This is a genomic window from Lysinibacillus sp. RC79, from assembly GCF_041262405.1.
Taxonomy (GTDB): domain Bacteria; phylum Bacillota; class Bacilli; order Bacillales_A; family Planococcaceae; genus Lysinibacillus.
On record NZ_JBGCCD010000013.1, the window covers coordinates 50,463 to 75,408 of the forward strand.

General features: G+C 37.1%; 25 protein-coding genes and 1 riboswitch. Of the genes, 9 read left to right on the forward strand and 16 right to left on the reverse strand.

Features of this window, described 5'->3' with window-relative positions; all coding sequences use genetic code 11:
- Positions 1 to 727: 727 nt before the first annotated feature.
- The 10 genes from ABH968_RS14000 to ABH968_RS14045 form a co-directional block, all read right to left on the reverse strand.
- Positions 728 to 2,443, reverse strand: coding sequence for an FTR1 family iron permease (locus ABH968_RS14000; RefSeq protein WP_370044821.1), 1,716 nt, complete (start codon positions 2,441 to 2,443; stop codon positions 728 to 730).
- Positions 2,418 to 3,677: an iron uptake transporter deferrochelatase/peroxidase subunit gene (efeB, locus tag ABH968_RS14005; protein ID WP_370044823.1), complete on the reverse strand. Its 1,260-nt coding sequence runs from the start codon at positions 3,675 to 3,677 to the stop codon at positions 2,418 to 2,420. Before efeB ends, ABH968_RS14000 begins: the two co-directional genes overlap by 26 nt.
- 6 nt (positions 3,678 to 3,683) lie before the next feature.
- Positions 3,684 to 4,550, reverse strand: coding sequence for an iron uptake system protein EfeO (efeO, locus tag ABH968_RS14010; protein ID WP_370044825.1), 867 nt, complete (start codon positions 4,548 to 4,550; stop codon positions 3,684 to 3,686).
- A gap of 162 nt (positions 4,551 to 4,712) precedes the next feature.
- On the reverse strand, positions 4,713 to 5,912 hold the full coding sequence (locus ABH968_RS14015) for an MFS transporter (RefSeq protein WP_370044827.1): 1,200 nt from the start codon (positions 5,910 to 5,912) through the stop codon (positions 4,713 to 4,715).
- Positions 5,913 to 5,924: 12 nt separating this feature from the next.
- A complete protein-coding gene (locus tag ABH968_RS14020) occupies positions 5,925 to 6,344 on the reverse strand; it encodes a MarR family winged helix-turn-helix transcriptional regulator (RefSeq protein WP_370044828.1) in 420 nt (139 codons plus the stop codon).
- A 365-nt stretch (positions 6,345 to 6,709) separates the two neighbouring features.
- Positions 6,710 to 7,552: a nuclease-related domain-containing protein gene (locus ABH968_RS14025; protein WP_370044830.1), complete on the reverse strand. Its 843-nt coding sequence runs from the start codon at positions 7,550 to 7,552 to the stop codon at positions 6,710 to 6,712.
- A gap of 963 nt (positions 7,553 to 8,515) precedes the next feature.
- Positions 8,516 to 9,523 carry a FecCD family ABC transporter permease gene (locus tag ABH968_RS14030; protein ID WP_370044832.1) on the reverse strand — a complete coding sequence of 336 codons (1,008 nt, stop codon included), beginning with the start codon at positions 9,521 to 9,523 and terminating at the stop codon, positions 8,516 to 8,518.
- Positions 9,516 to 10,517, reverse strand: a complete 1,002-nt coding sequence (locus tag ABH968_RS14035) for a FecCD family ABC transporter permease (protein WP_370044833.1) — start codon at positions 10,515 to 10,517, stop codon at positions 9,516 to 9,518. The genes ABH968_RS14030 and ABH968_RS14035 overlap by 8 nt, the downstream gene beginning before the upstream one ends.
- 25 nt (positions 10,518 to 10,542) lie before the next feature.
- Positions 10,543 to 11,460 (reverse strand): iron-hydroxamate ABC transporter substrate-binding protein, encoded by a 918-nt coding sequence (locus ABH968_RS14040; protein ID WP_370044835.1) that lies wholly within the window; start codon positions 11,458 to 11,460, stop codon positions 10,543 to 10,545.
- Between the two features lie 14 nt (positions 11,461 to 11,474).
- On the reverse strand, positions 11,475 to 12,263 hold the full coding sequence (locus ABH968_RS14045) for an ABC transporter ATP-binding protein (RefSeq protein WP_370044836.1): 789 nt from the start codon (positions 12,261 to 12,263) through the stop codon (positions 11,475 to 11,477).
- 148 nt (positions 12,264 to 12,411) lie between these two features.
- Here ABH968_RS14045 and ABH968_RS14050 point away from each other — a divergent pair, with 148 nt between their 5' ends.
- On the forward strand, positions 12,412 to 13,461 hold the full coding sequence (locus ABH968_RS14050) for an NAD(P)/FAD-dependent oxidoreductase (protein WP_370044838.1): 1,050 nt from the start codon (positions 12,412 to 12,414) through the stop codon (positions 13,459 to 13,461).
- A 103-nt stretch (positions 13,462 to 13,564) separates the two neighbouring features.
- Here the strand turns inward: ABH968_RS14050 and ABH968_RS14055 are convergent, their stop codons facing one another.
- Entirely contained in the window at positions 13,565 to 13,807 is a 243-nt protein-coding gene (locus tag ABH968_RS14055; RefSeq protein ID WP_370044840.1) for a hypothetical protein, read from the reverse strand.
- Between the two features lie 274 nt (positions 13,808 to 14,081).
- Between ABH968_RS14055 and ABH968_RS14060 the strand changes: the two genes are divergently transcribed.
- Complete coding sequence (locus ABH968_RS14060; RefSeq protein ID WP_370044842.1) at positions 14,082 to 14,738, forward strand: class I SAM-dependent methyltransferase; 657 nt, start codon at positions 14,082 to 14,084, stop codon at positions 14,736 to 14,738.
- Positions 14,739 to 14,975: 237 nt separating this feature from the next.
- Here ABH968_RS14060 and ABH968_RS14065 read toward each other — a convergent pair whose 3' ends face one another.
- Together ABH968_RS14065 and ABH968_RS14070 are read right to left on the reverse strand one after the other, a co-directional pair.
- Positions 14,976 to 15,575 carry a TetR/AcrR family transcriptional regulator gene (locus ABH968_RS14065; protein WP_370044844.1) on the reverse strand — a complete coding sequence of 200 codons (600 nt, stop codon included), beginning with the start codon at positions 15,573 to 15,575 and terminating at the stop codon, positions 14,976 to 14,978.
- Positions 15,576 to 15,587: 12 nt separating this feature from the next.
- A complete protein-coding gene (locus ABH968_RS14070) occupies positions 15,588 to 16,304 on the reverse strand; it encodes an MBL fold metallo-hydrolase (protein ID WP_370044846.1) in 717 nt (238 codons plus the stop codon).
- A gap of 353 nt (positions 16,305 to 16,657) precedes the next feature.
- On the opposite strand from ABH968_RS14070, the gene ABH968_RS14075 reads away from it, so the two are divergent.
- The 3 genes from ABH968_RS14075 to ABH968_RS14085 all read left to right on the forward strand — a co-directional run bounded on the left by ABH968_RS14075 (position 16,658) and on the right by ABH968_RS14085 (position 19,519).
- Entirely contained in the window at positions 16,658 to 17,788 is a 1,131-nt protein-coding gene (locus ABH968_RS14075; protein WP_370044975.1) for a DUF418 domain-containing protein, read from the forward strand.
- A 268-nt stretch (positions 17,789 to 18,056) separates the two neighbouring features.
- The gene (locus ABH968_RS14080; RefSeq protein WP_370044848.1) at positions 18,057 to 18,917 is read left to right on the forward strand and encodes a sensor histidine kinase; all 861 of its coding nucleotides are present in this window, start codon (positions 18,057 to 18,059) and stop codon (positions 18,915 to 18,917) included.
- A complete protein-coding gene (locus ABH968_RS14085) occupies positions 18,914 to 19,519 on the forward strand; it encodes a response regulator transcription factor (protein WP_370044849.1) in 606 nt (201 codons plus the stop codon). Before ABH968_RS14080 ends, ABH968_RS14085 begins: the two co-directional genes overlap by 4 nt.
- 57 nt (positions 19,520 to 19,576) lie before the next feature.
- Here the strand turns inward: ABH968_RS14085 and ABH968_RS14090 are convergent, their stop codons facing one another.
- The 3 genes from ABH968_RS14090 to ABH968_RS14100 all read right to left on the reverse strand — a co-directional run bounded on the left by ABH968_RS14090 (position 19,577) and on the right by ABH968_RS14100 (position 21,656).
- A complete protein-coding gene (locus ABH968_RS14090) occupies positions 19,577 to 20,944 on the reverse strand; it encodes a PepSY-associated TM helix domain-containing protein (RefSeq protein WP_370044851.1) in 1,368 nt (455 codons plus the stop codon).
- A gap of 345 nt (positions 20,945 to 21,289) precedes the next feature.
- Complete coding sequence (locus tag ABH968_RS14095) at positions 21,290 to 21,472, reverse strand: hypothetical protein (RefSeq protein ID WP_370044853.1); 183 nt, start codon at positions 21,470 to 21,472, stop codon at positions 21,290 to 21,292.
- 61 nt (positions 21,473 to 21,533) lie between these two features.
- Positions 21,534 to 21,656: a hypothetical protein gene (locus tag ABH968_RS14100; protein WP_370044855.1), complete on the reverse strand. Its 123-nt coding sequence runs from the start codon at positions 21,654 to 21,656 to the stop codon at positions 21,534 to 21,536.
- Between the two features lie 30 nt (positions 21,657 to 21,686).
- A riboswitch (cobalamin riboswitch) is annotated at positions 21,687 to 21,877 on the reverse strand.
- A 164-nt stretch (positions 21,878 to 22,041) separates the two neighbouring features.
- On the opposite strand from ABH968_RS14100, the gene ABH968_RS14105 reads away from it, so the two are divergent.
- From ABH968_RS14105 to ABH968_RS14120, 4 genes are all read left to right on the forward strand, one after another.
- Positions 22,042 to 22,614 carry a TetR/AcrR family transcriptional regulator gene (locus tag ABH968_RS14105; RefSeq protein ID WP_370044856.1) on the forward strand — a complete coding sequence of 191 codons (573 nt, stop codon included), beginning with the start codon at positions 22,042 to 22,044 and terminating at the stop codon, positions 22,612 to 22,614.
- Between the two features lie 16 nt (positions 22,615 to 22,630).
- Complete coding sequence (locus ABH968_RS14110; RefSeq protein WP_370044857.1) at positions 22,631 to 23,029, forward strand: DUF5367 domain-containing protein; 399 nt, start codon at positions 22,631 to 22,633, stop codon at positions 23,027 to 23,029.
- Between the two features lie 59 nt (positions 23,030 to 23,088).
- Positions 23,089 to 23,451 (forward strand): VOC family protein, encoded by a 363-nt coding sequence (locus tag ABH968_RS14115; RefSeq protein ID WP_370044859.1) that lies wholly within the window; start codon positions 23,089 to 23,091, stop codon positions 23,449 to 23,451.
- A 509-nt stretch (positions 23,452 to 23,960) separates the two neighbouring features.
- Positions 23,961 to 24,893 carry a C40 family peptidase gene (locus ABH968_RS14120; RefSeq protein ID WP_370044861.1) on the forward strand — a complete coding sequence of 311 codons (933 nt, stop codon included), beginning with the start codon at positions 23,961 to 23,963 and terminating at the stop codon, positions 24,891 to 24,893.
- Positions 24,894 to 24,946: the final 53 nt, after the last annotated feature.

Sequence of the window (24,946 nt, forward strand, 5' to 3'; positions counted from 1 at the left end):
AGATAAAACCCTATTGTTGCTGTCGCTTCGCTTTCATATAGGTAAATTGCCACAGGACATGGTGTTCTTAGACTAAGTTCCTCTATTTTAGAGGATGTTTGGACATCCGCTGAAAGAAGTTAAAACAATTGTAGCACGGATCCAACTTTGAGTTAGCTACCATGCAATTTTATTAAGCCTATTCGAATAATAACTTAAATAAATTATTCCTTCTTCCATTTATAGGGGATATTAGCCCAATCGTATAATATATTAAAAAGGAAAAATAAAAATGAAATTCCAATAATTTGTCCCCATTGAATGTCATCACGAAATAACCATTGAATTATAATAAATAGTATGAAAAAAATTAGCGAATGTTGTATATTTTTCTTTATAATTTTCACCATATTCATCCTCCCCATACAATAATACTCCATTTCTACTTATTGAAGAACCCCCCTACCGCTAGTTTCAATAAGCACTTATTTTATTCAGAGAAGGTAACAATACAATTAATTATATAAAGTCGTAAAGGTGTATTGTAGAAAATGAACCTATTATTTTCCTTTTGTAATGATGCAGTAGTAATTATAGTAACGTCCATTTCGTTAGTAGCACCGTATATGAAGTCATGAGTTTACATAAAAAAAAACAAATCAACTTTTTATATTGATACACTTTAATTTAAATTTATTTTTATCTTCAAGCAAAAAGGCAGATGAAAGTATATTCATCCGCCCTCTACTTATTTTTGTTTCTTTTTATAAATGATCGTAGCTACAACAAGTAAAAGCAAAATTGCTTGTCCAATCATTGTTTCTACGGTTGGATAGAAACCAATGAAGCTGACAACTGGCAAGCCATCTACAATTGTTGTTGAAACTGAATCTCTTAGCTGCAAAGTATGCAGACTGACACCAATAATTTTAAACGCCAATACATAAATTAACACCGTTGCCACTGCGAAAAATTTATGAATTGGAATTTTTCCACTTGCTTTAAATAACACAAATGCAAAAATAGCTAATATTAAAAGTGCTACTACGATACCTAGCACAAATTGAGATGTTTCCATTTTAGGTGCAATTCCTGCATAGAAGACAAGTGTTTCTGCCCCTTCACGGAAGACGGATAGGAAGCTAATGGCTGCCATCGCAAACACTGAGCCACTCGAGATAGCATTACCCATTCGTTTAGAGATATAGCGATTCCAGCTTGTCACACTCGATTTACTATGGAGCCAAATACCAACTCCAATCATCATTGCAGCAGCTAGTAAACCAATATAACCTTCCATCAGCTCTCGACTTGTATCAATTGTCGCAGATTGGAAAAGTGTCGACATTAAAACAGCTGCTACCGCTGATAGTAAGATCCCTACAAATGCACCAACATATATCCATTTGCGCATTGTTTTTTGTCCAGATTTCTCTAAGAACGATACTAATGCCATAATAATGAGTAGTGCCTCTAAGCCCTCTCGCAGTAAAATTAATGCTGCATCCCACAGAGTATAATCTGAGTCACCTTGAATCAGCTCAATTTCAGTGCGGAAAGTATCAAGCTTACTTTTAATTGCTTTGGCATCGACGTTAGACTTTAATAAGTCACTCACGAGGATCGGCATATCACTTTCGATTTTTGTATAAAGGCTGCCGTTACGTGTTGAAATATCAATTTCTACACTTGGCCATATTTTAATGAAATCACGAATTTTATCAGATGCAGCCTTGAAGTCACCTGCATCGATAAAATCATTCGCCTCATCAATATAAGCAATCAATGTTGCTAAAGAATACTCTCCTTCAACAACTTTCGCCGTATCATTACCTGCTACAAAATCCTCAATTGTTTGTTTTAATTCTGCATATTGTGATTGCATTAAGGCTATATCAGGTTTTTCGGAAGCAAGTGAAATCCGTATAAAGGCCATCTGTGTTTCAATTTGGCCGTACATCGCAATGCTTTGCTCACGTACAGGACGTTCAATTTTCTTCCATTTTGCATTAAAATCCTTATACGCTGTGTCGATTGTAGTTAAATCACCGCTTGCTAAAGCATCTTCAAATGCTTTCATGATTGGTTTAAATTTCGTGCCAAATTCTGCTCGCTGCGCCGCTTCATCTACAGGATTCTCAAGCTTTTCTAAAGCACGTAAGGCATTTGACAAGTCAGACAGTGCCTTTAATCGTTCATCCTTGGAAGTAGCTTTAACTGCTTGCGTAAGAATTTTATCCACTTTTTCTTTTGCTTCCTTTTGCTCAGACGTGACCGATGCCCAGTCTGTGGCAAACTGTTCAAGGGCACGCTCTGCCTCAGCTTCCTTGTCCTGCTTCGTATTCATCAGCGCGTCACTTATAGAAATGTACAATTGACTATATGATTGCGCCGCCTGCACTGGTACAGCAAGTGCCAATAACAAGCAAAGTACTAAACTACAGCGCGTTAAAAAGTGCTTCACCTATATAACTCCCCTTTGATACTCCAGGGAAGCAAGCAAACACTGCGCTGCCTCGATGGGTAATATATTCATTCATTTTATCCATACGCCCTAAGCTATTTTGAACTGTTGTAAATTGGGCTGGGTCTTTTTGATAAGAAATAAACAAGAGTCCCGCATCGTGCGCACCTGTATTCGTCATAACACCTGATGCATAAGAGTAAGAGCGACGTAAAATACGTGCGCCTGATTTACGTGCCAAATGCACATGTGAAGTATCTGGCATAACATACTCACCGTTGCTATCCTTCGCCTCTACATCGAAATCATCGAACTCTTTCTTTTTACCAAAAGGTGCACCACTATCGCGATAACGACCAAAAGTTGCCTCCTGATCTTTTAAAGATGTGCGATCCCATGTTTCAAGATGCATTTGAATTTTACGGGCAACCAAATAAGAGCCGCCTTTTAGCCAGCCTTTATCGACCCATACTACTTTATTTAAATCTTTTTCATCTGTACTCGATGGATTTACCGTACCATCTTTGAATGCAAATAAATTTCTAGGTGAGCCTCCGCCATCAGGGAAAGAGTTGAAGCCTGCCTGTGACCATTTAATTTCTACCTTACCAGACGCTGCACGAACTAAATTACGCACTGCGTGGAATGCCACTTGTGGATCATCCGCACATGCTTGAATACAAAGATCTCCACCAGTAAATTCTTTTTGTAGCTGATCTTTTGGGAAATGAGGTAAGTCTTTTAATTCCTCAGGCTTCAAATGCTGAATACCAAGCTTATCAAACAAAGATGGGCCAACACCTATTGTGATCGATAAATTTGAAGCGTCTAAACCCTCCGCTTCGCCTGTATCTCCTGTTGGCACTCTAGTATTTGTTGTTAAATCTACCATTAATTCACCATTCATTAAACGTACAACAAGAGGTGTCCATTGTTTGAACAACTCTTGTAGTTCTTTCTTTGATGTAAATAAAACATCCAAAGAAGCAAAATAAATATTTGTTTGAACAGGTGTAATAATGCCAGATTGATGTTTTCCATAGAAATCAACTTTGTTAACTGCTGTCGTGCTGTCTGCAACAGGCTCAAACACATCATAGCCCATTACTTTCATAACACCACCTAAGCCAGAAGCACCGATAGCTACACCAGCTACTCCGATACCTGATAGCTTTAACATGTCACGTCTAGATATTTTTTTATTCATCCATTTTTCATCATTTGACACTGTCATTTATTATCACTCCAAAATAATACCCATTTGACTTAATGGTTCACCAAGTTGATTTACTGCTGCCGCAAGCGCTTTTGTGTTTTCTTCAGTTAATTCTTCATAAGAAACATACCCGCCATCAGCTGTTGCATGCTGTGCCAATAAATCATCTACTGCTTTGAATTTTTCATCTAATGTTGCTACTAAGTCTTTGTCTTTCGCTTCTAATTTCGGACGTAGGATTTCAAAGATCTTTTCTGCGCCTTCGATGTTTGCTTTAAAGTCATAAAGGTCTGTGTGAGAATAGATTTCTTCTTCACCAGTGATTTTAGATGTCGATACTTCATTTAATAAATCAACAGCACCTGTAATCATTAAATCTGGTGTTACTTCTACAGTTTGAACTAAAGCGTGTAATTCTTTTGCGTCTGCTAGTAATTGATCTGCAATCGCCTCGTAGCCTGCAGTTTTATTTTCTACCCAAAGCGCATGTTCAAGCTTATGATAGCCCGTCCATTCTTCTTCGCCCTTACCTTCTTCTTGGATATCAGCTAAACGACCATCAATACGTGGGTCAAGGTCACCGAAGCTCTCAGCGATCGGCTCTGAACGCTCGAAATACATACGTGCTGGTGCATATGCTGCTTTTGCTTTTTCAATGTCACCAGCTTTAAATGCGTTCACAAATTTTTCTGTTTCTATTAAGAATTGATCCATTTGCTCTAAGGCAAATTTTTGATAGGCTGATAGTTCAGCAGATAGATCAACTTTTGTAGTTTTTTCTGCTTGCTCTGTTGCAGGCTTATCTTCTTTTTTAGTTTCATCTGTATTGCCACAGCCAGTCATAAGAATGCCCCCTGCAACTAATACTGACAATAATGATGTTTTTTTCATGCTAAGTACCTACTTCCGAAATAGTTTATACTGAGAATGATAATGATTATCATAGTCGATTGCAAGAAGTATTTTTAATTAAAGAAAAAAACGACATTTTCTAGTTGATATATTTGAACAACTAGTAAAATGTCGTTTTTTCTACAATATAATGATTCTAAACTATGAAATTTTCGCTTGTTTTATATATTCATATTTTCCATATAAGAAATAATAAAGCACAATTGACACCAAAATAACGAATACCATCGCGAAGAAAATGGCACTGTACCCCGAAGTCGGAACGAAGAATCCTAAGAAATAAGGACCGACACCTAAACCTAAATCATATAATATAAAATATGTCGATGTCGCAAGCCCTAAACGCTCATTTGGTGTAACCTTAATAGCTATTGCTTGCGCTACTGAATTGAAATTGCCATAACCAATTCCTATGCACGCAGCAGCTAGTAAAAATGCAACACCACTTGTTGCCGAACTAAAAGCATACATACCGACTGCAAAAATGACTAGACATGGATAGATAATAATGTTCGCACCTCTAGTATCTAGCAATTTTCCTGTAAATGGGCGTGTCGCTAAAATAACAATGGCATAAATAATAAAGAAATAACTTCCTGCTGTAACCAAATCAAGCTCTTTCGCGTAAAACGTCATAAATGACATAACCCCTGAGTAGGCAAAGCCAATAACGAGCGCCACAAAAGCAATTGGCACAGCGCGCATTTCGATAAAATTACTTAGCTTAAAGCCTGTTTTCTCTGCCATTTCTTTAGACTTCTTCGGTGCATCTGGAACGGTTACAATAAAATACATTAAAAAGCAAACAATAGCTAATACAGAATCAACAGCAAAAATCATTCGAAAATCTTCAAACAGCTGTGTTAAAAGAATACCTACAAAAGGTCCGATAGCAGTGGCTAAAATAGCACTTAAGCTGTAATAGCCAATACCTTCTCCTCGTCGCTCAGGCGGTAAAATTTGTGCAATAATTGTTCCTGTCGCCGTACTAGCCGTCCCAAGTGCAATTCCTTGTACTAAACGATTGATCATTAAAAGCGGCAAATTCGTCGCGATAAAATAAGACATCGTTGATAGCATAAACAATAATAATCCATAAAATAATGTTTTTTTGCTGCCCCAACCCCCAATGATACGCCCCGTCCCGAGACGACCAAATAAAGTACCAATAATAAAAATACTCGATACAAGCCCTGCCGTACTAGTTGAAGCCCCAAAGTGCTCAACCGCATAGCCTGCAATTGTAACCATCAATAAAAAAAATATTAATGTAATGGTAAAGTTAATAAGTGAGACGATTAAAAAGTCCTTCGTCCAAAGTTTTTGTCTAGATGCTTCCACTTTTTTTCTCTCCTACCGATTGATGTTTGCACAAATGTTCGCTAAAACTTGTGTCGCAATTTCAATATCCTGCTTTGATACACCTGCGAGTGCCTGTTCAAAAAATGGTTTTAACTGTGCTTGAATTTCTTGCACAATCTCTTCACCATTAGCCGTTAATTGCACAAGCTTCTCACGCTTATCCCTACCCGCTACCGTTTCCACGTAGCCAAGCTCCACAAGCTTTTGCACAAGCCTTGTCACACTCGGCTTTTCAATAAACATAAAATTCGCAATGTCAACAAATGTATGTGACCCTTTATCCTTCAATAACCGAAGAAGAGCCCATTGAGAGCTATACAACTGATATTCCTCCAACTGCACATTCACTTGATTGATAAACGGTCTGTACATTAAGCGGTACTGATTAAAAAATTCTTGTTCAATCGTCAAAGTTACCACTCCTTTTAAATTAGTTAGCCTAGCTAACTATATACTTAAAAATTCTATTTGTCTAGTAGGGAATTAGAGAGAAGACTGTCATTTGGGGAATGTTCTATCCGTCGGTGTGGTAGTTCTCTCTGTCGGGGCCATAGTTCTTTCCGTCGCTTCGAGACTTTCTTCCGTCGTTGAGGCCTTCCTTTCCGTCGATGCAGGAGTTCTTTCCGGCGCTCTGTGACTTCTTTCCGTCGGTGAGACCTTCCTTTCCATCGGTGCTGATTCTATCCGTCACCTTGAGGGTTCTTTCCGTCGCTCTAAGACTTCTAGCCTTCTACAATATTTCTAGCAAAAATTCAGACCGCTTGAATTTTTGCTCTTTAATTTACAATCCAATACTTCCTGTTACTTTTTGTACCCTCAGCTTTCAACGGTAACTTTTGTAGTAATTTATAAGCTGTATTCGGCGAATCTATTGCAAAAAACTCACAAAAGCTTTTATTTGTTAACGTTTCGCCTACTAGCAATCGATAATCTTCAAGCGTCCTAAAAATTGCCTCTTGATCAACTGCTCCGCAACGCTGACAATACCATTTTGGGAAACGATAGTTCATTGTCTGTCCATTTAAACAACTTTCGCATAGCACACCTTTTACTAAATCTCGGACAGGCAGTGCTATTTCTCTTTTGATTGGCCTATGCATGGATAATAATTTAGAAGCAAATTGAAATAGCTTTTCTTCATCCACCACCGCCCTTTTATGCTGTTGAAGCCATTCTCGAACATGATAACGTAAACCTGAAACATGAAAAATTGGTTGTCCCCTTAAACCCTTCGATAAAATAGCATTTTTCGTCGCCAATACGACAGCATAATTGACAGGAATCTCAAGCCGTGACTGATGTAACATTCCCATCATCCATTCCATATGTCGCCTCCCTTGATGAAATGGATTAGTCATTCCCTCGATATCCCCTTCAGCTGTAGTTCGTGTAAATTGATTAAAGGATTCATCGAAATCAAGAAAGCCTGTTACATTTTTAATTTCGAGTATCAATATAAATTGAGGACAAAGTAAAACGGTGTCTATTTGATGAGTAGTGCCAAAGTGATTAAGTATTTGTAAATCATGAAGAAAATAATGCGGATGAGGTAAAATAATTTCAAGCCATTCGGCATCTACTCTTTGCTCACCAGCAAAGCCTGCGTGTATACGCCTCAACCTCTCAAAATAATTCATGTATTCAGTATGTGTGCTAGGTAATCTCCGTATCAAAGCATCTAAAATTTTGTGTTACTCCGATTCTTGACGATCTAATAAAATCATTGTTTCTTCCACCCCCTTAATATTGTATAAAAAAAGAACCTCAAAAAAAGAGGTTCCAAAAAACTTGAAATACATATAGTGCAAATTAAATATTTCACCAACTTTTTTAGATAGAAAGAACGGAAAAATTCCTACGATTCAGCTCTTGCTAGTATTTTTTTGCTCGCTATCCGTCGGTGCCGGAGTTCTTTCCGTCGGTGGGGCCTCGTTTTCCGTTGCCGCTAATTCTATCCGTCTACCTTGGGATTGCTTTCCGTCGATGTCGGAGTTCTTTCCGTCACTCTGAGACTTTCATCCTTCGACGGAGCCTTGCTTTCCGTCGCCGCTAATTTTATCCGTCGCCCTGGGATCGCTTTCCGTCGGTGCCGGAGTTCTTTCCGTCGCTCTAAGACTTCTTTCCGTCGGTCGGGCCTCACTTTCCGCCGCCGCTAATTTTATCCGTCGCCCTGGGATCGCTTTCCGTCGATGTCGGTGTTCTTTCCGTCGCTCTAAGACTTCTTTCCGTCGGTGGGGCCTCGCTTTCCGTCGCCGCTAATTCTATCCGTCGCCCTGGGATCGCTTTCCGTCGGTGCCGGAGTTCTTTCCGTCGCTCTAAGACTTCTTTCCGTCGGTCGGGCCTCGCTTTCCGTTGCCGCTAATTCTATCCATCACCTTGGAATTGCTTTCCGTCGATGTCGGAGTTCTTTCCGTCGGCCGGGCCTTGCTTTCCGTCGCTGCTAATTTTATCCGTCACCTTGCGAGCGCTATCCGTCGATGTCGGTGTTCTTTCCGTCGCTCTAAGACTTCTATCCGTCGATGAGGCCTGGCTTTCCGTAAAGCCTTTCAACACAGAAAAAACAACTGAACAGCCAAAGCCATTCAGTCGTTTTTTCGTAGTAAATATAAAAAATAGGGTGCGCCGATACATGCTACGACTATACCTGCTGGCACTGTCGCACTTGAAATAGCTACGCGGCCAATTGTATCCGCTAGCATTAGTAAGCTAGCACCGATAAACAGTGTGAGCGGTAAAAAGAACTGGAAGCGCGGCCCGACAAGCTGCTTTGCAATATGTGGAGCCATTAGACCGATAAAGGCAATGCCTCCTGTGACCGATACAGCTGCCGCAGCTAATGCTACAGAGACAACTAATAATTGCAAACGCTCTCGGCCGATATTCAAGCCTAAACCAACCGCCGTTTGTTCTGTCATCGCAAGCACATTTAACACATTTGCCTTATAAAAAATAAATGGAATGCCTAGCACAAGCCAAGGCAATAAAGCCCAGAAAAATGGCCAATCTGTTCCCCAAATATTGCCCGCAAGCCATTGTGCGATAAATTGCACATCACTTCGCTCAGCAGAAGAAATTAAGACCATCATTACACCAGATAAGGCGGATGCTACACCTACTCCGACTAAAATGAGTTGGACCGGCTGCACACCTTCATTGCGCTTGTACGAGAAAAAGTAAATGCACAATGCCGTTAATAAAGCGCTACAAAATCCTACAAGTGGTAACACATACGCAAAATTAGGCAGATCTCCCTTGACAAAGAGATAAAAAAGCGTAATTCCCACACCTGCACCTGCATTAATCCCAATAATACCAGGGTCCGCTAAATCATTGCGTGTCACCCCCTGCAAAACGGCACCAGCTAATGCTAAAGCCATCCCTGCAGCTGCTAACACAAACAATCTTGGCAAACGTACAGAGAACAATACGAATGATTCTTTGAAGCTACCGTCTCCTATTAAAATCGGGATTATGCGATCAATTGAAACCGAAGCTGCTCCCATTGAAATACCCATAACAAAAATAACTATTGTTAATAAGATCCACGCCATTAACCATCTACGTTGTTTTTTTCGTCCGACATTAAACAATCTGACGACCTCCCTTCCGAACAAGAAGTAAGAAGAACGGAAGGCCGATAATTGAAATAATTGCAACTACCGGTGTTTCATATGGAGCATTAATCATTCTACCTGCAAAATCCGCTATCACCATAAACCATCCACCAATGATGGCACTCATCGGTAAAACAAATCGATAGTCTGTCCCTACAATTGCACGGACAATATGCGGCACCATTAACCCAACAAATGCTAAATTACCTACTAGCGCAACTGCGGAGCCTGCAAGAATTACAACGACAAACATCATAATTCCTTTAATGACTGCTGTATTTTGCCCTAACCCAACAGCTACTTCTTCATTTAAACTTAAAATGGTTAGCTGACGACTAAATGCAAACGCAACAATTAAACCGACCACAATAACAGGAGCAATCATTAAAGCTTGCCATGTAGTGCCAATTAAACCACCACTCGTCCACATCGAAACATCTTTTGAAATTTGAAATAATATTCCCGTACCATCTGCTATTGCTTGTAATAAAGCAGATACAGCTGCCCCAGCTAAGACTAACTTTAATGGAGAAAAGCCATTTTTTGTTGAAGCGCCAATACCATAGACAACAATCATCCCTACGCCTGCACCTACGAAACATGCAAAAATAAGCGTATAATACGAGGTATTTGGGATAAATGCCATCGTCAATGCAAGTGCTGCATTCGCACCTGCTGTGAGACCAAGAAGCCCAGGATCCGCTAATGGATTTCTTGTCACTCCTTGCATAATAGCCCCAGCAACTGCGAGTGCACTACCTACAAAAATAGCGGCAATAATACGAGGAAATCGAATTTCTCGTAAAATAGCATAATGCTTGCCACCGTCTTGTCCGACAATCGCTTGATAGACATCTTGAATGCTCGTATTTGCTGCGCCGATACAAAGGGAAACCGTAACTGTCACTGCTAATAAGATCAGTGTTAGCAACACCTGAAGCCAAAATGGGAAATGTCGAAACTTTGTCATTTGTCTTCGCTACTCTCTACTGAAATTATTGTAAAAATTTCTTTTCAAAGAAATCTAGTTGATATTCTAAAGTGATTGGGTCATTAAAGTAAAATTCGTTGGCATTCACTTCAAATAAATGACCATTTTTCTCAGCCTCTAAATCTTTAAACCATGCAGCATTTTTAATGGAACTATCTTGACCTTTAAACATACTAAAAATCACATAGTCACCCGCATAATCCCCTAATACCTCTTGAGAAATTGCTAAATAACCTGGTTTTAAAGCACCTTCCTTCACTTTTCCAGGCATTTTTAAGCCCATTTCTTGATATAAAATTTCTGTCCCACGACCCCAGTTATCTCCATAAACATACAATTGTTTATTGAACATTTCTGCGACAGTAACCGTTGCATCTTCGCCGATTTTTTCTTTAATTTTCGTCCCTGCTTCTACAGCACGTGTTTTAAAGTCTTTTACCCATTCAGTTGCTTCTTTTTCTTTGTTAACCGCTTTACCGATTTCAATAAATTGCTGTAAGTAATCAACTTTACCATAAGTAAATAATACAGTTGGTGCGATTTCTGCTAATTTATCTGCATTTTCAATACCATTTAAACCAATAATCAAATCTGGATCAAGCTCGATAATTTTTTCGATATCCGTATTCTCAACAACCACTGCATCTTTAATATCATCTTGGAAGTTTGGATTATCTGCAGCCCATGAATCAACACCGACAACATTAACGCCAAGCTTTAGTAAATCCCCAACAAAAGAAGATAACACAACTACACGTTTAGGGTTAGCTGGTACTTCAATAGGACCTGATTCTGATTGATACGTAATCGTTTCTGTAGATGCTTTATCTTTAGAGCCCTCATCCGCCTTCTCTTCTTTATTGCCGCACGCTGCAAGCACTAGTACGACTATCATAAACATAGGTAATAACCACTTTTTCATGAATATATCTCCTTTTACACTGTTTGTAGTAAGTTATATGTAATGCACATTGGCTTATCTGTACGTGGATCCTTACCAATGACTGCATCAATATTAAACACTTTTTCTAATACTTCAGGTACCATGACTTCCTCTGCAGTACCAAACTTCACAAGCTCTCCTTTTGATAGCGCAACAATAAAATCTGAAAAACGTGCTGCCTGATTTAAATCATGTAGCACCATGACAATTGTGCGTCCTTCTTCTTCGTTAAGCTTGTGAAGTAATTCTAAAACTTCTAATTGATGCGCCATATCTAAATAAGTTGTTGGCTCATCTAAAAAAATAATATCGGTCTCTTGCGCTAATGCCATTGCAATCCACACTCGTTGACGCTGTCCACCTGATAAGGCATCAACTGTGTTCTGACGAAAGTCATCCGTTTTAGTTACCTTTAAGGCCCAGTCAATCATTTCTTTATCCTTTTGCGATAAATTACCGAAGCCCTTTTGATATGGAAATCGACCGTAGGATACAAGCTCTTCCACTGTTAAACCATGTGCACTTTCCGGGCTTTGTGGCAAGATGGCGAGTTCTTTCGCTAATTCTTTTGTGTTCATCTCGGAAATATTTTGACCATCTAATATGACTTGTCCACTTTTATGCTTCAAAATCCTCGTAATAGCCTTTAAAAGTGTTGATTTACCACAGCCATTGGAACCAATAATGGTCGTTATTTTACCGTCTGGAATTTGTAGCGATAAATCATGCACAATCGTTTTGTCCTCATAGCCGATACGAATCGATTCAACTTGTAAACGCACAACATAACCTCTCTTTCCTTTTACTTCTTTCCATGCTATGATAACGATTAACCGATAATGATAATCATTATCACTAATGTTAGTCTAGTTTTCCTATAAAGTTTTGTCAAATACTTTTTTATTATTTATTAAGGATGTGGTGTTATAAATGCAACATTTATACGATGTAACTATTATTGGTGGTGGCCCTGCAGGTCTATATAGTGCCTTTTATAGTGGTTTACGAGGATTGAAAACGAAATTAATTGAGAGTCAACAACAGCTTGGTGGTAAAGTTTTACTTTATCCTGAAAAGCTAATTTGGGATATTGGTGGTCACCCTCCTGTATTAGGCGAACAATTTGTAAAACAGTTAATTACGCAGGCAAAAACTTTTGATCCAACCGTTTTAACAGACACAAAAGTAGATTTCATCGAGCGCCAAGATGATATTTTTGTTCTACATACTGCGCAAGGAGATAAACATTATTCTAAAACCGTTCTTTTAGCAGTTGGTGGTGGTATTATTAACCCTCAAAAGCTTTCACTAGAAGGTGCAGAAAAATATGAAATGACTAATTTACACTATACTGTGCAGTCCTATCGACACTTTGTGGACAAGGAAATTATTATTTCAGGAGGAGGAAACGCAGCTATTGACTGGGCAGTCGAACTTAGTCCTATCGCTAAAAATGTAACGGTTGTTTATCGTAAAGATAAGTTATCTGCCCATGAAGCAACAATACAAGAGGCTTTAGATGCTGGAGTAAAGATTGAATGCGATACAACTATTTCAAAATTGACTGCTAATGCTGACAAAACAGCGATTCAATTAGTGACGTGTGAAAACTCAAAAACAAAGCAAAGCTATACACGTCAAATCGATGAAGTAATTGTTAGTCATGGCTATAACCGTGAAGCATCATTAGAATTAGATCAAGCGATCACCATTTCTAAAAAAGATGATTACTATTTCGAAGGGAGAGCAACGGGAGAAACTGAGCAGCCTGGTATTTTTGCAGCGGGTGATATTTTAGCGTTTGAAGGAAAAATTCATCTCCTTCTAGGTACTTTCCAAGATGCAGCCAATGCAGTGAACTCTATCAAAACGTATTTAGAGCCTACTGCCTACCGCCATGGGGTCGTGTCATCACATAATGAAGTGTTTAAAGAGAAAAACCGTTCTATTATTGAAAAGCACCTTATACAAAATAAGTAATAAATGTAATGATTCACACAAAAACCCCTCTTAAGAATTTACACTTAAGAGGGGTATAAATTCAGCTCAAACACTAACAACGCCTACGTTCCATCGAAATAAACTACTTAAAGAAACTTAAAAATGCTCCCATTTGCCTTAACATACCAACTCCATTTGTTATTGTTCCCGCATGGCCCATAATTGTATTTAAATGCTGTGGTAATCTTCCAAATCTAGAAGTTTGGGGTTGTTGATTTGGGTAAAAGAAAGGTTGCTCCCTTCTACCTTGAATAGGAGGGCCAAAACCTTGTCTATGTCTTGGTGGAAATGGTCTCATTCTAGAATTAGGTGGATAAAATGGCATCAATTCACCCCCTATCAAATATCTTTTTACTAGTATACGTCTGTATTTTTTTATTGTTTAGACTATCGGAGAAGTTGCTAAAAAAATATATAGATATGTATTGTAAAAATGTTGAAGACCAATTATTTATTATTCTCCCCCTTCTTTCTGTAAAGGTTCGTCATGACAACTCAGGAACCATACTATTTTTAATTTCATATTATACAAAAATACGAATAAAGAAGGGATTCCGATTCAAAATTCAAAATATCTAGATTTTCTGTCCAAATTTGGTGTGGGCGGTGCGCATCCTGGCGGTATTAATCTAACAAAGGAAATATTTAAAACTGAAAACATTAACAGAAATTCCCGTATTTTGGATGTAGGGTGTGGTACAGGCCAAACCGCTGCCTATTTAGCTAAGGAATATGAAGCAAAAGTAACAGGTATTGATATCAATTCTGAAATGGTTGCAAAGGCTAAAAGAAGAATGAAAAAAAATCGCTTACCCGTAAAAATAATTGAATGCTCTATCGAACAAGTACCGTTACCTGATCATACATTTGATTTTATTATTTCTGAATCTGTGCTTTCTTTTGTTAATAAACCTAATGCCCTAAAAGAAATTTTTCGTTTATTAAAGAAAGGCGGTCGGTTTATTGCCATTGAATTTACTATTCACCAACCACTTGAAGAAAACATTGAAAAAGAAATCAAACAGTTTTATGGATTTGATTCATGTTCAATGAAAAAGGATTGGGTAGCTTTGTTTAACCAGGCTGGTTTTAAAAATACTCGTATACAAAAAAACAAATCAATCTTCTCAATTCCTGAACTTCATCACTCGAAGGATATTGCACCTGAACTTTATGAGGTAATGAATAAACATTTTGAAATGAACTTAAAGTATGAAGGGGTTTTAGACTATAGGATTTATTCATGTAATAAGTAGTTTGAGTATACTTCTAAACTGCTATGTAAAATGAAAAAGAGTAGCAGACTCGTTTAAGGACAAATCTCCTACTCCAACTTAATTCTTTTGTGTCTCTCTTCCCCTTTTTCTTATTTTGCAATTCCGCGCTTTTCTAGTCATCTATTAGAACATTTTGTACACTCAGGGAATTAGACGATGAAGATACCAAAACGTCTAATTCCCATTTAAAATGGTGCAAGATTTTAAAGAACTTTCTTAGTCATGCATTTGCATGTATTTATCTTCATTAATCGTAACAGCATGAATGCCCTCAATAAAGGTATTGATTAAGATTGCAAAGCTTTTATTGATATCAAGGGGCATTCCGAATCCCCCCATCTGTTCAATCGAAGTGAATCCATGTAGAATGCTTCGTAATCCCCGGACTATATGAATCGCAATTTCTTCTTGCAATTTATAGCCATCTAGCACTTGAAGTACAAGTTGCACGATAGATTCTTGGGCTTGCTTTAGTTCTTGATCATTAGCATCCGGAAAGCGAGTGCTAGCATCATACAACCCAGGATGCTCTCTAACAAATTGAATATATGCTTTACTAATTGCACGAATGGCATCATCACCTGAACGACCCACTGCAGCTTGAAGCATATATTCATTTAGTTTTTTTACTCCCTGAATGGCTAACTTCTGCTTCAATTCATTTAAACCATCAAGATGGTTATACAAGGAAGGTGGCCGTATTTCCAATTTTTCGGCTAATACTCCAATTGAAAGTTGGTCCAATCCTTGTTCATCAACTAGCTCCGTTGCCTTTTGTAAAATAATCGATAAATCTATTTTCATTCGACGGGACATTTTTCTCACTTCCTATTTTGATTGTCTAAAATTTTTTTCTGCTTCTGCTATTGCAATGTCCAAAAACTCCTGTGGATTCTTCAATATCTTTCCATGCCCCACAGCAAGTAAGCTTGGATTTAAATCCCTTAATTTTTTTGCGCTTTTTAGAGCTGTGCTTTTATCCCATGTTGCAAGAGCAGGAAATGGAAACAACGGATTCATCATCCCCGATACTACTAGCTTTCCTCTAGTTATAAGGGCATCACCAGCGATTAAACTTCTATTGCGCGTGTCAAAAAGAGTAATGGAGCCAGGTGTATGACCTGGAGTTGCAATCACTTCTAATGAACCAACACGATCACCTTCTTCAAGTAATAAGTCCGGTTTAGTTTTAATATTTTTTGGAAGACTTCCCCGAATTGGTGTGTTTATTTCATTTGGTAGCAAGGTACTATTCCCTTCCAATAATAGAGCGTCTCTGGAAGAAATACACACCTGACTATTTGGTAATAATTCTTTTAACGTGTCTAGCGCTCCTATATGATCACCATGTGCGTGGGTGATGATGATTCTTGTAATCGGTTTTCCTATATTTTCAGCCGCATTCATGATACTTTTTGCACTATATGGTAGTGCTGCATCAATAAGTGTAAGCTCGCTTTCTTCTTCTACAAAATAACAATTAACAGGAAAAATTCTCGGCATAAATGATAATTGAAACACTGTACCAATATTCGTGATTTTCATTCTAAATCAAATCCCCTCTATAAACTAATCTTATTTCAATTTTAACTAATCGAATTAGTTTTTGCAATATTTAAATTAAAAATATTTAAAATTTGACTAAAATTCTCGTGCCTCGCAAGGAAAATTTTCTGCTTTTCTACGCTAACTTGCGGATTATGAAAATGGTTGCCGTATATCATTGATATTCCGAAAACAAAACCAACAGCCAAAGCATAGCTATTTTTTGTTTCCTGGGTTCTTGATACACCATTAAATGACACCTGTCATAAAGAACCTTTGACTGGTGTGAATATGTTTTTTCCTTTCGTTTTCTTATCATTATGGTAAGAAAACAAAGAAAGAGTGATTTTATGATGAAGGTTCAACAAAGATTACCCTTAATCGATATGTTACGAGGCTTTGCTGTATTAGGGACACTTGGCACAAATATTTGGATCTTTGCTTATCTTGGAGATATTTCGTATATCACGACGAGTAATTATTCAGGTTGGTGGTCATTGAACGATTTTTTACGAATGGTAGTCCTATTCTTAGTAAACGGTAAACTCCTTGGTTTATTAACAATCATGTTTGGTGTCGGTCTGGAATTAAAATATCAGCAAGCCTTGCGAAAAGGACATGCTTGGCCAGGAATGTATATTTGGACAATAGTCTTTTTATTTATGGAGGGGCTTATCCACTTCACCTTAGTCATGGAATACGATATTTTAATGAGCTATGCTGTTACTGCTGTAATTGTTGCCTTTATTGTTAAATTTGGTGATAAAGCGATTAAACGTGCTTTATACGTTTTTGGTAGTTTCCACGCAGTAATGATTTTGCTAATTTTAATCAGTGCATTGCTGGGTGCCAACGCTTCATTTGCTGGCTACGATCCTGTTGTTAGTCTTTATGAGAATGGTACTTGGTTTGAGCAAATACAGTATCGTTTAACAAATTTTCTTTATTATAGAACGGAAGCTATTTTTATTATCCCAATGAATATCTTTTTATTTTTACTTGGTGTTAAACTGATGAGGAATGGTGTATTTTTACAAGATGACAAAGGACGTCAGGCACGTCAAAAGCTATTCAAAATCGGTATTTTTATTGGCGTACCTTTAAACCTTCTAATCTTTATTCCTGGTGGAGCATTTGATTTACCTGTTCGTTATTTATTTGCACCAATCTTATCCATTGGTTATATTGGTATATTAGGGAAAATGATAGAATATAAGAAGCTTGATTGGTTATGGAAGAGATTTGGCGAGATTGGGAAAATGTCTTTAAGTTGCTATGTGCTTCAAAACTTTATCGCATCTATTATTTTCTATGGCTGGGGCTTAGGTTTAGGTGGGAAGTTGAATAGTATTGAAGTGATCGGCATTTGGTTATCCCTCTCTCTTCTCCAACTTTTCATTGCACATATTTGTATTAAGCATTTTCATGTTGGACCAATGGAATGGATTCGGAAACATGCCATTCAAAGTGTCACGCAGAAATAATCGACAAGGGTTGGTGTGAACTATAAAGATTTATCCAAGAGATCAGGCAATACATTATCTAATTATTGATGTAGTTTCGTTAATTTTTTTATTCACCAAGGTATTAGGATCGCATTCTCAATTACCATTATTGGCTAAAATAATAATCCTTATCTTATTTTTAGTAGTTTTCTATATTGCTTTATGGAATCAAGATTGGCGTTTACTTTTGGCTTCCTTAATAGGCTTTACTCTTATTATCATACTGAGTATTTACGAAGGTTCCGCTATGTTATTTTTTGGATTTATATTTGCTGATTTAATTGGGAGAGCTAAAACGAAGTGGCATATTGCTTTAGGAATGTTTGCCATTGCCCTTATGTTTCTTATAGTTATTTGGTTTGAATCAGGAGCATCTTTCAAATTACAATCCCAAATAATAATACCTATTATGATCATTCAGCTACTGTTTCCAATGCTAATTTACTACGTAGAAAAATATAAAAAATTACAATTGGAATTAACAGAGGTAAATACCCAGCTTGTTCAGCAAGAAGAAAGACAACGTATTGCTAGAGACCTCCACGATACGATTGGTCATACATTGACAATGATTAAAATAAAAACCGAACTAACAACAAAATTAGTCGACAAAGATACAACGCGTGTTAAAGATGAACTAAATGATATTTTAGCAACAACACGAACAGCACTAAAGCAAGTAAGAGAATTAGTCTCCGATATGAATTTTATTTCGTTAGAAAGTGAGCTAATACATTGTAAGCAGCATTTACAAACAGCGGATATCTCAACAAAAATAAAAAATAACTGTCCAAAGCTTCTACTAGCTAGTGTGGAAGAAACGATGCTATCCTTATGTCTTCGTGAAGCAACTACAAATATTATTAAACATAGCCAAGCAAAAAAATGCCAAATAGATATCAACAATATAGATGGAGTTTTAACATTAAACATTATTGATGATGGTGTCGGCCTACATAACCAAGGGCACGGGAATGGACTATCATCGATAAATGAAAGAATGAATGCCCTTCAAGGAAGTTCTTCCATTAACAATTTATCGACAGGCGGAACGATTGTGACGTTAACAATGCCTATCCAACACTACAGAAAGGATCTAACTTCATGATACGAGTATTACTAGCCGAGGATCAACAAATGTTACGTGGCGCCTTGACTTCCTTGTTGTCATTTGAGCCTGATATAAAAGTAATTGCAGAAGTTTCAGATGGTCAAAAAGCGTGGGAATTTATTCAACAAGAGCTACCCGATGTTTGTGTATTGGACATCGAAATGCCGAATCTTTCTGGACTTGAGCTTGCTGAAAAAATTAGACAGGCAAATTTACCGTGCAAGGTGATGATTGTCACTACCTTCGCACGCCCTGGTTATTTACAGAAGGCGATGGATTGTGAGGTACATGGTTATTTATTAAAAGATGAACCAATCGACTATTTAATTGAAACAATTAGAAAAGTGATGAATGGTGAAAAAGTCGTCAGCAGAGATTTAGCCGCTACGTTGTTTATGAAAGAAGAAAATCCACTAAATGAACGTGAAATTGCTGTTCTGCAGCTTGTAAAAGAAGGACTCACAACAAATGAGATTAGTAAAAAGTTATTTTTAACGAAAGGCACTATTCGAAACTATTTATCAACCTCTATTCAAAAACTACATGTCGAATCTAGACAACAAGCTGCACAAGTCGCCAGTGATAAAGGGTGGCTTTAGAAATAGAAAAGCGATACTGCATTCCTTATTTATAAAGGATACAGTATCGCTTAAAATTTAATTAACTTCTTTTTTTGCTAATTTATTTTTAGACAATAAATTTATGATTATTTCAACGAGTACGACAGCAATTAATGAAAGTCCAAATAGTGGCATCAGTATACCTAAAATTATCATGAAAATGATAAAAGGAATGGATACCTTTTGAGAAATTTTAGGTGGTGCAGATAGCATACCTTGTTTCTTTCGTAGTAGCCATGTTCTAACTCCCCAAACAATAACTACTAAAAATGCTAGACATACTAGTAAATTTATTAATTTATTTGGCCAGCCAAACAAATGACCTTCATGCAAAGGAATTCCCCAAGTGAACCATTTGGCAAGAATGCCATAGTCCTCATATCCAACCTTGTCTATAAATTTTCCGCTATATTGATCAAAATACATTGTCGTTTCATCATACGGACTAACATCAAGACCTGTGACACCTGTGTTACTTGATTTTGCAATCGTATAGACACCATCTTCACTAGTAGGATAAATAATAGCGTATGGTTTTGATATATTCATTGCATCAATTTCATTTTGCAGCTTTTCCACACTCAATTGGTTAGGGTTAGCAACATAGCCCATATTAGCTCCCATACCATGATGTGCTGCATGTCCTGAATCTGATGATGGAGGGGTTTCTTGACGCGTAGCCCAAGGAATCTCACTGACATCAGATGTAGGTGGCTGCTGCTGTAATAATGGCGTACCGAAAGATGGATGATCTTGTGAAGCTTGGTAAATATATTTCCCCATCAGCGCAGACCATGGCAAGCCTGTGAAAATAATAACAAGCATTGGAATCGTTATAATTGTTCCAAGTAGTGCGTGAAATTTTCTACTCTTTTGACGTTTGTTTGTTTGCTTTGTTTTCTTTAGTAGTTTTGCTTTAAACGTCATGTAAATGCCTGAAAGCAGTAAAAAAATAGCCCAACAAGCCGCTAATTCTACTAAATAATTGACAACCGTTCCCCCAATAAATAAGGAACTATGGGCATTTCTCATAATATTTGCAAATGTGTAACCAGCATCTTGACCACCAATAATTTGGTTATGATCATCTAAAAACACATATTTCTCTTTGCCATCTGCATTCTTCATCGTTAAACGAGTATTGTATGGCTCATCTAACTCTATAATTTTATTGGTTTTAAAGCCAGCATATGATTCTTCTGCAAGTTTAACAGCATCATCAATAGATTGTACCTCGGTTTTTCCACTTTCACCAAAAAAGTATTTATCATATAACTGATTTTCAACATTGGTATAAAATAAAAAACCTATACCACTTAATGTTAGCGAAATAAGAAGTGGAGTAATAAATAATGCGGCATAAAAATGCGTTCGCCAAAAGCTCTGATAAAACGTGTTCTTCATGTATAATTCTCCAATCTATATAATAATCAATTTCGCCTTGGCGTAATTGCGTCCGGATTTTGAATTGTGCCTGCACAATTCATTCCTTTCAAAATACGTGACATCCGCCGGAGGCATTATCTTCATTCAGTAGGTGTTTACTGAATGAAGATAAGCGCAAAATTATTATATAGTTAAAAAGTGAAATAAGTATGAAGTCCTAGAGGTTTTTTTATGACAAATATATGTATTCCTATTGATATAATTAGGTTTTAGAAAACAAAAGTGTTTATTTCCATTAAAAAGGCAACTTAATGCCCCGTAAAATGGTGAACATTAAGTTGCCTCTAAATTTTAGTCTTCCCTTTATCCAATTAGTTCTTTCATTACATTCGTATAAGCTGTTAAAATATCATTTTTATGAACAGCATCCTGCCCTACATACTGTTCAACTAGTTCTCTTAATGTTTGAGAAGTACTTGTATACTGCTTCTCCATGATTTCAAATTTTAACAGGCTTTCATAATACTCGATTACTTGTGGATTCATGTGTAACACTCCTTCAATTTTAGCATAAAAAAACATCTTTCCTTATTCAGAAAGATGTCTACTATGACAAATACACGACATAATACGGTGATTGCCATGGCGAATAAAGCTGTCTATTAGAAATAGAAGCTACCTTTTTAGCAATCATCGTACTATGAGCATGCAGGAGAATTTCTCTAGTCACACTCAACACCCCCTATCCTCGTAGGTTTTTTGGTTGTACTAGATACAGGCAGGTCTCCTGGCTTATGTTCATCACACCTTTCACCTTCCCATTACAATGCGTAACAGTGGTCTTTTGAAACGTGCTCCCATTTACAGTTGCGGGACAGCGTCGGATTTGCACCGATCTTCCCTTTTAAACAAATCGAAATTCCGATTTGTACCTCTATCTTATTATTCCGTTTTTATTATTATACCATAGTATCTGATATTATTGAGTGCTTCTATTATTTATACGTCAATAGGCTCAAGTATCATCTGTTGCTAAAACAAATTTGCAAACATTGGAATATTATGTTATTTTATAGTTAGTTATCCAACTAACTAATAATAAGGAGGGTAAATGAATGGCAAAACCTACAGGTATCGAAAAGTCAGATTTATTAACTGCTGCTAAGCAAAGTTTAGTAGACAAAGGGATTGAAAAATTTACATTAAAGGCTGTTGCTGAGCAAGCTGGTGTAACACAAGGAACTATTTATTACCATTTCAAATCAAAAGAGCAAATCATTCTCGAAATTGTCCAAGACATCTGTGAAAATTCTTGGAATGAGATTTTGACGACTGATCAACTAATGATTCAATCTGCACTTCTCTCCGCAAAACGCCGATATGAAAACGACGCCTTTTATCATAAATTATTTTTCACTTTAATCGTCTTTGGCTTTACTAGCCCAACTATTAAACAGCAAATTGGACAAATTTTAGCGGCTGAAAATGAACATTTATGTAACGTTTTGGATAAATTATGGGATACATCACCAATTGATGGCGTGTCGATGGAAACTTGGAGCATTTTTTTCAACGCCCTTATTGATGGCTTAGCCTTACAAGCGATGATGCGCGACGATTTCGATGTAGATGTATTCTATCAGCAATTTGAAAAAATCCTTCAGACACTGCATCGTCTAGGAAAATAATTTGAGGAGGAACACTATGCGATTCTTTTTATGCTGGGGCTTTTGGATTTGGCTTGTAGCAAGTGCTGTATTCCGATTAATGGGGCATTACTTTTTTACCCTTGAAGAACCTTTCCTCATGATTGCTGTATACATTTTGGCTATTCCGCTTATTTGGGTAGTGACAATACCTATTTATTCTATGAAAAAGTTAAAGCACACAGAGCGATTACTAGCTGCAATCTGTATCGCGTTACCTGGAATGCTCATCGATGCAATCGTATTATTAGTTTTCGACAATGTTTTTCCGAATTTATCGCCTGATTTAGATCGATATTTCGCCTCATGGCTATTATGGGCTTACTCCATAATACTCATTACTGGTTTTACAAAGGCCTCATTCGTGAGAAAAAATACTTTTCATTCGTCAAATTAAAGGATTTGGCATTATTATCCTAGAAGTAAGTATTGAGTAGAATTAAAGGAGGAGAAAAAATGGTTATAGGCTTACATCACGTTCAAATAACAATTCCAAAAGGTGAAGAAGAAAAAGGGAAACATTTTTACTGTCAAGTATTAGGACTAAAAGAAATTGAAAAGCCTGATTCACTGAAAGGACGAGGTGGATTTTGGTTACAGGTCGGCAATAGAGAGGTACATGTAGGGACAGAGGATGGCTTTGATAGATTAACGACAAAGGCTCATATTGCCTATCAAGTTGAAAATATAGAACATTGGAAGAAGGTATTAGCCGAACATCATATAGAAATTTTCGACTTAGTTCCTATTCCTCATTTTGAACGCTTTGAATTTAGAGATCCATTCGGTAATAGAGTCGAGATGATTCAGGAAATTTAAAAGGCCTCTACATATCTAGAAAACAGTTGAATAGAAGTTAATTTCTATTCAACTGGCATGCTGTAATTTTGTGAAATAAAGTATGAATCTTCAGCAAATCAACTCATCCACATGACAGATGTTTTAACAAAATGTCATCCAACTTTTTAATTTTATCGGAACACTTTTACGTTTTATCGCCCAACTTTTTAGTTTTATCGATTAACTTTCGCGTTTTATCACCCAACTTCTGAATTTTATCGACATCCGCCTTCCAAAGCTTAGAAAGTCTTGTACTGCCTACCTATAACCTTTCGTTTCTACAAACACTTCACCCAACTGAAACATTTGTAATAAAACTGTAAATTAAGGCGATGAAGCCTTTTATATCAGGTGTTTACAGCGAATTCCCATCCACCGTGGTAACATTTACCTCAAAGAAGCCCTACTTTTTCATGCTACGATTAATTCCAATGGCAAGCCAAATCAGGATTAATCCTAACAAATAGCCTTCAGGAGGAAATTACAACATGAATAAACGATTTTTAACAACAACATTAGCATTGACGATAGGTTTTAGCACAGTAGGGATGGTACAACCAACTGTTCAACCTTTAGAAGTAGAGGCTGCAACAACAAATGCCCTGAATAACGCACAAGCAGTTAATACGAAAGCGGATCAACTAATTCAAACTGGAAAAAGCTTAATTGGTAAAGCGACATATAGTAATTCAGAATACAAGGCTACATATCCTTATAAGTTTTCTTGTGCTACATTTATTATGTACATTTTCGAGAAAAATGGTGTGGATATTGGGACTTATAATGAAGATTATATGATACAACAAGGAACATCTGTTAACAGAAATCAATTACAAAAAGGTGATTTACTATTCTTTAAGAGTAAAAAAACTGGGACAGATCCTGATCATGTAGGCATGTATATTGGAAACAATAAAATGATTCACATGGCTGATTCAAAGCAAAATATTGTTATTTCTGATTTAAATAGCAAACCATATTATACAGATAATTATGTAGGGGCCCGTAGAGTATTACCTACATTACTTTCAGCTAATCCTGCAACGAAAGGCGATAAAATTGTTGAAAACGCCTTTAATTATAAAAATAAAGTAACTATGAGCTCTACAAATAATGAAGCAAGTCTTCGCTTTACAGCGCCAGGATATGTAGACTTCATCTATCGTAAGAGTGGCATTAAACTTGGTACAACCAATTTAAAGGAACAAATGAATGTTGGTACAACGGTTTCACGTACCAATTTAAAAAAGGGTGATTTGGTGTTCTTCAATAGTGTTAAAGGCTCTAAAACTCCTTCACTGGTAGCTATCTATGCAGGAGATCAACGTATTATCATTCCAAGCTCTAATGGTATTACTACAAGAGTACTAATGGTTGACTATTATAAAGAGCATTATATTACAGCAAAACGTGTTTTTTAAGTTAGTTTACTAGAATCATTTCAAATTCTTCAAATTTGAGATACTCAACAGAA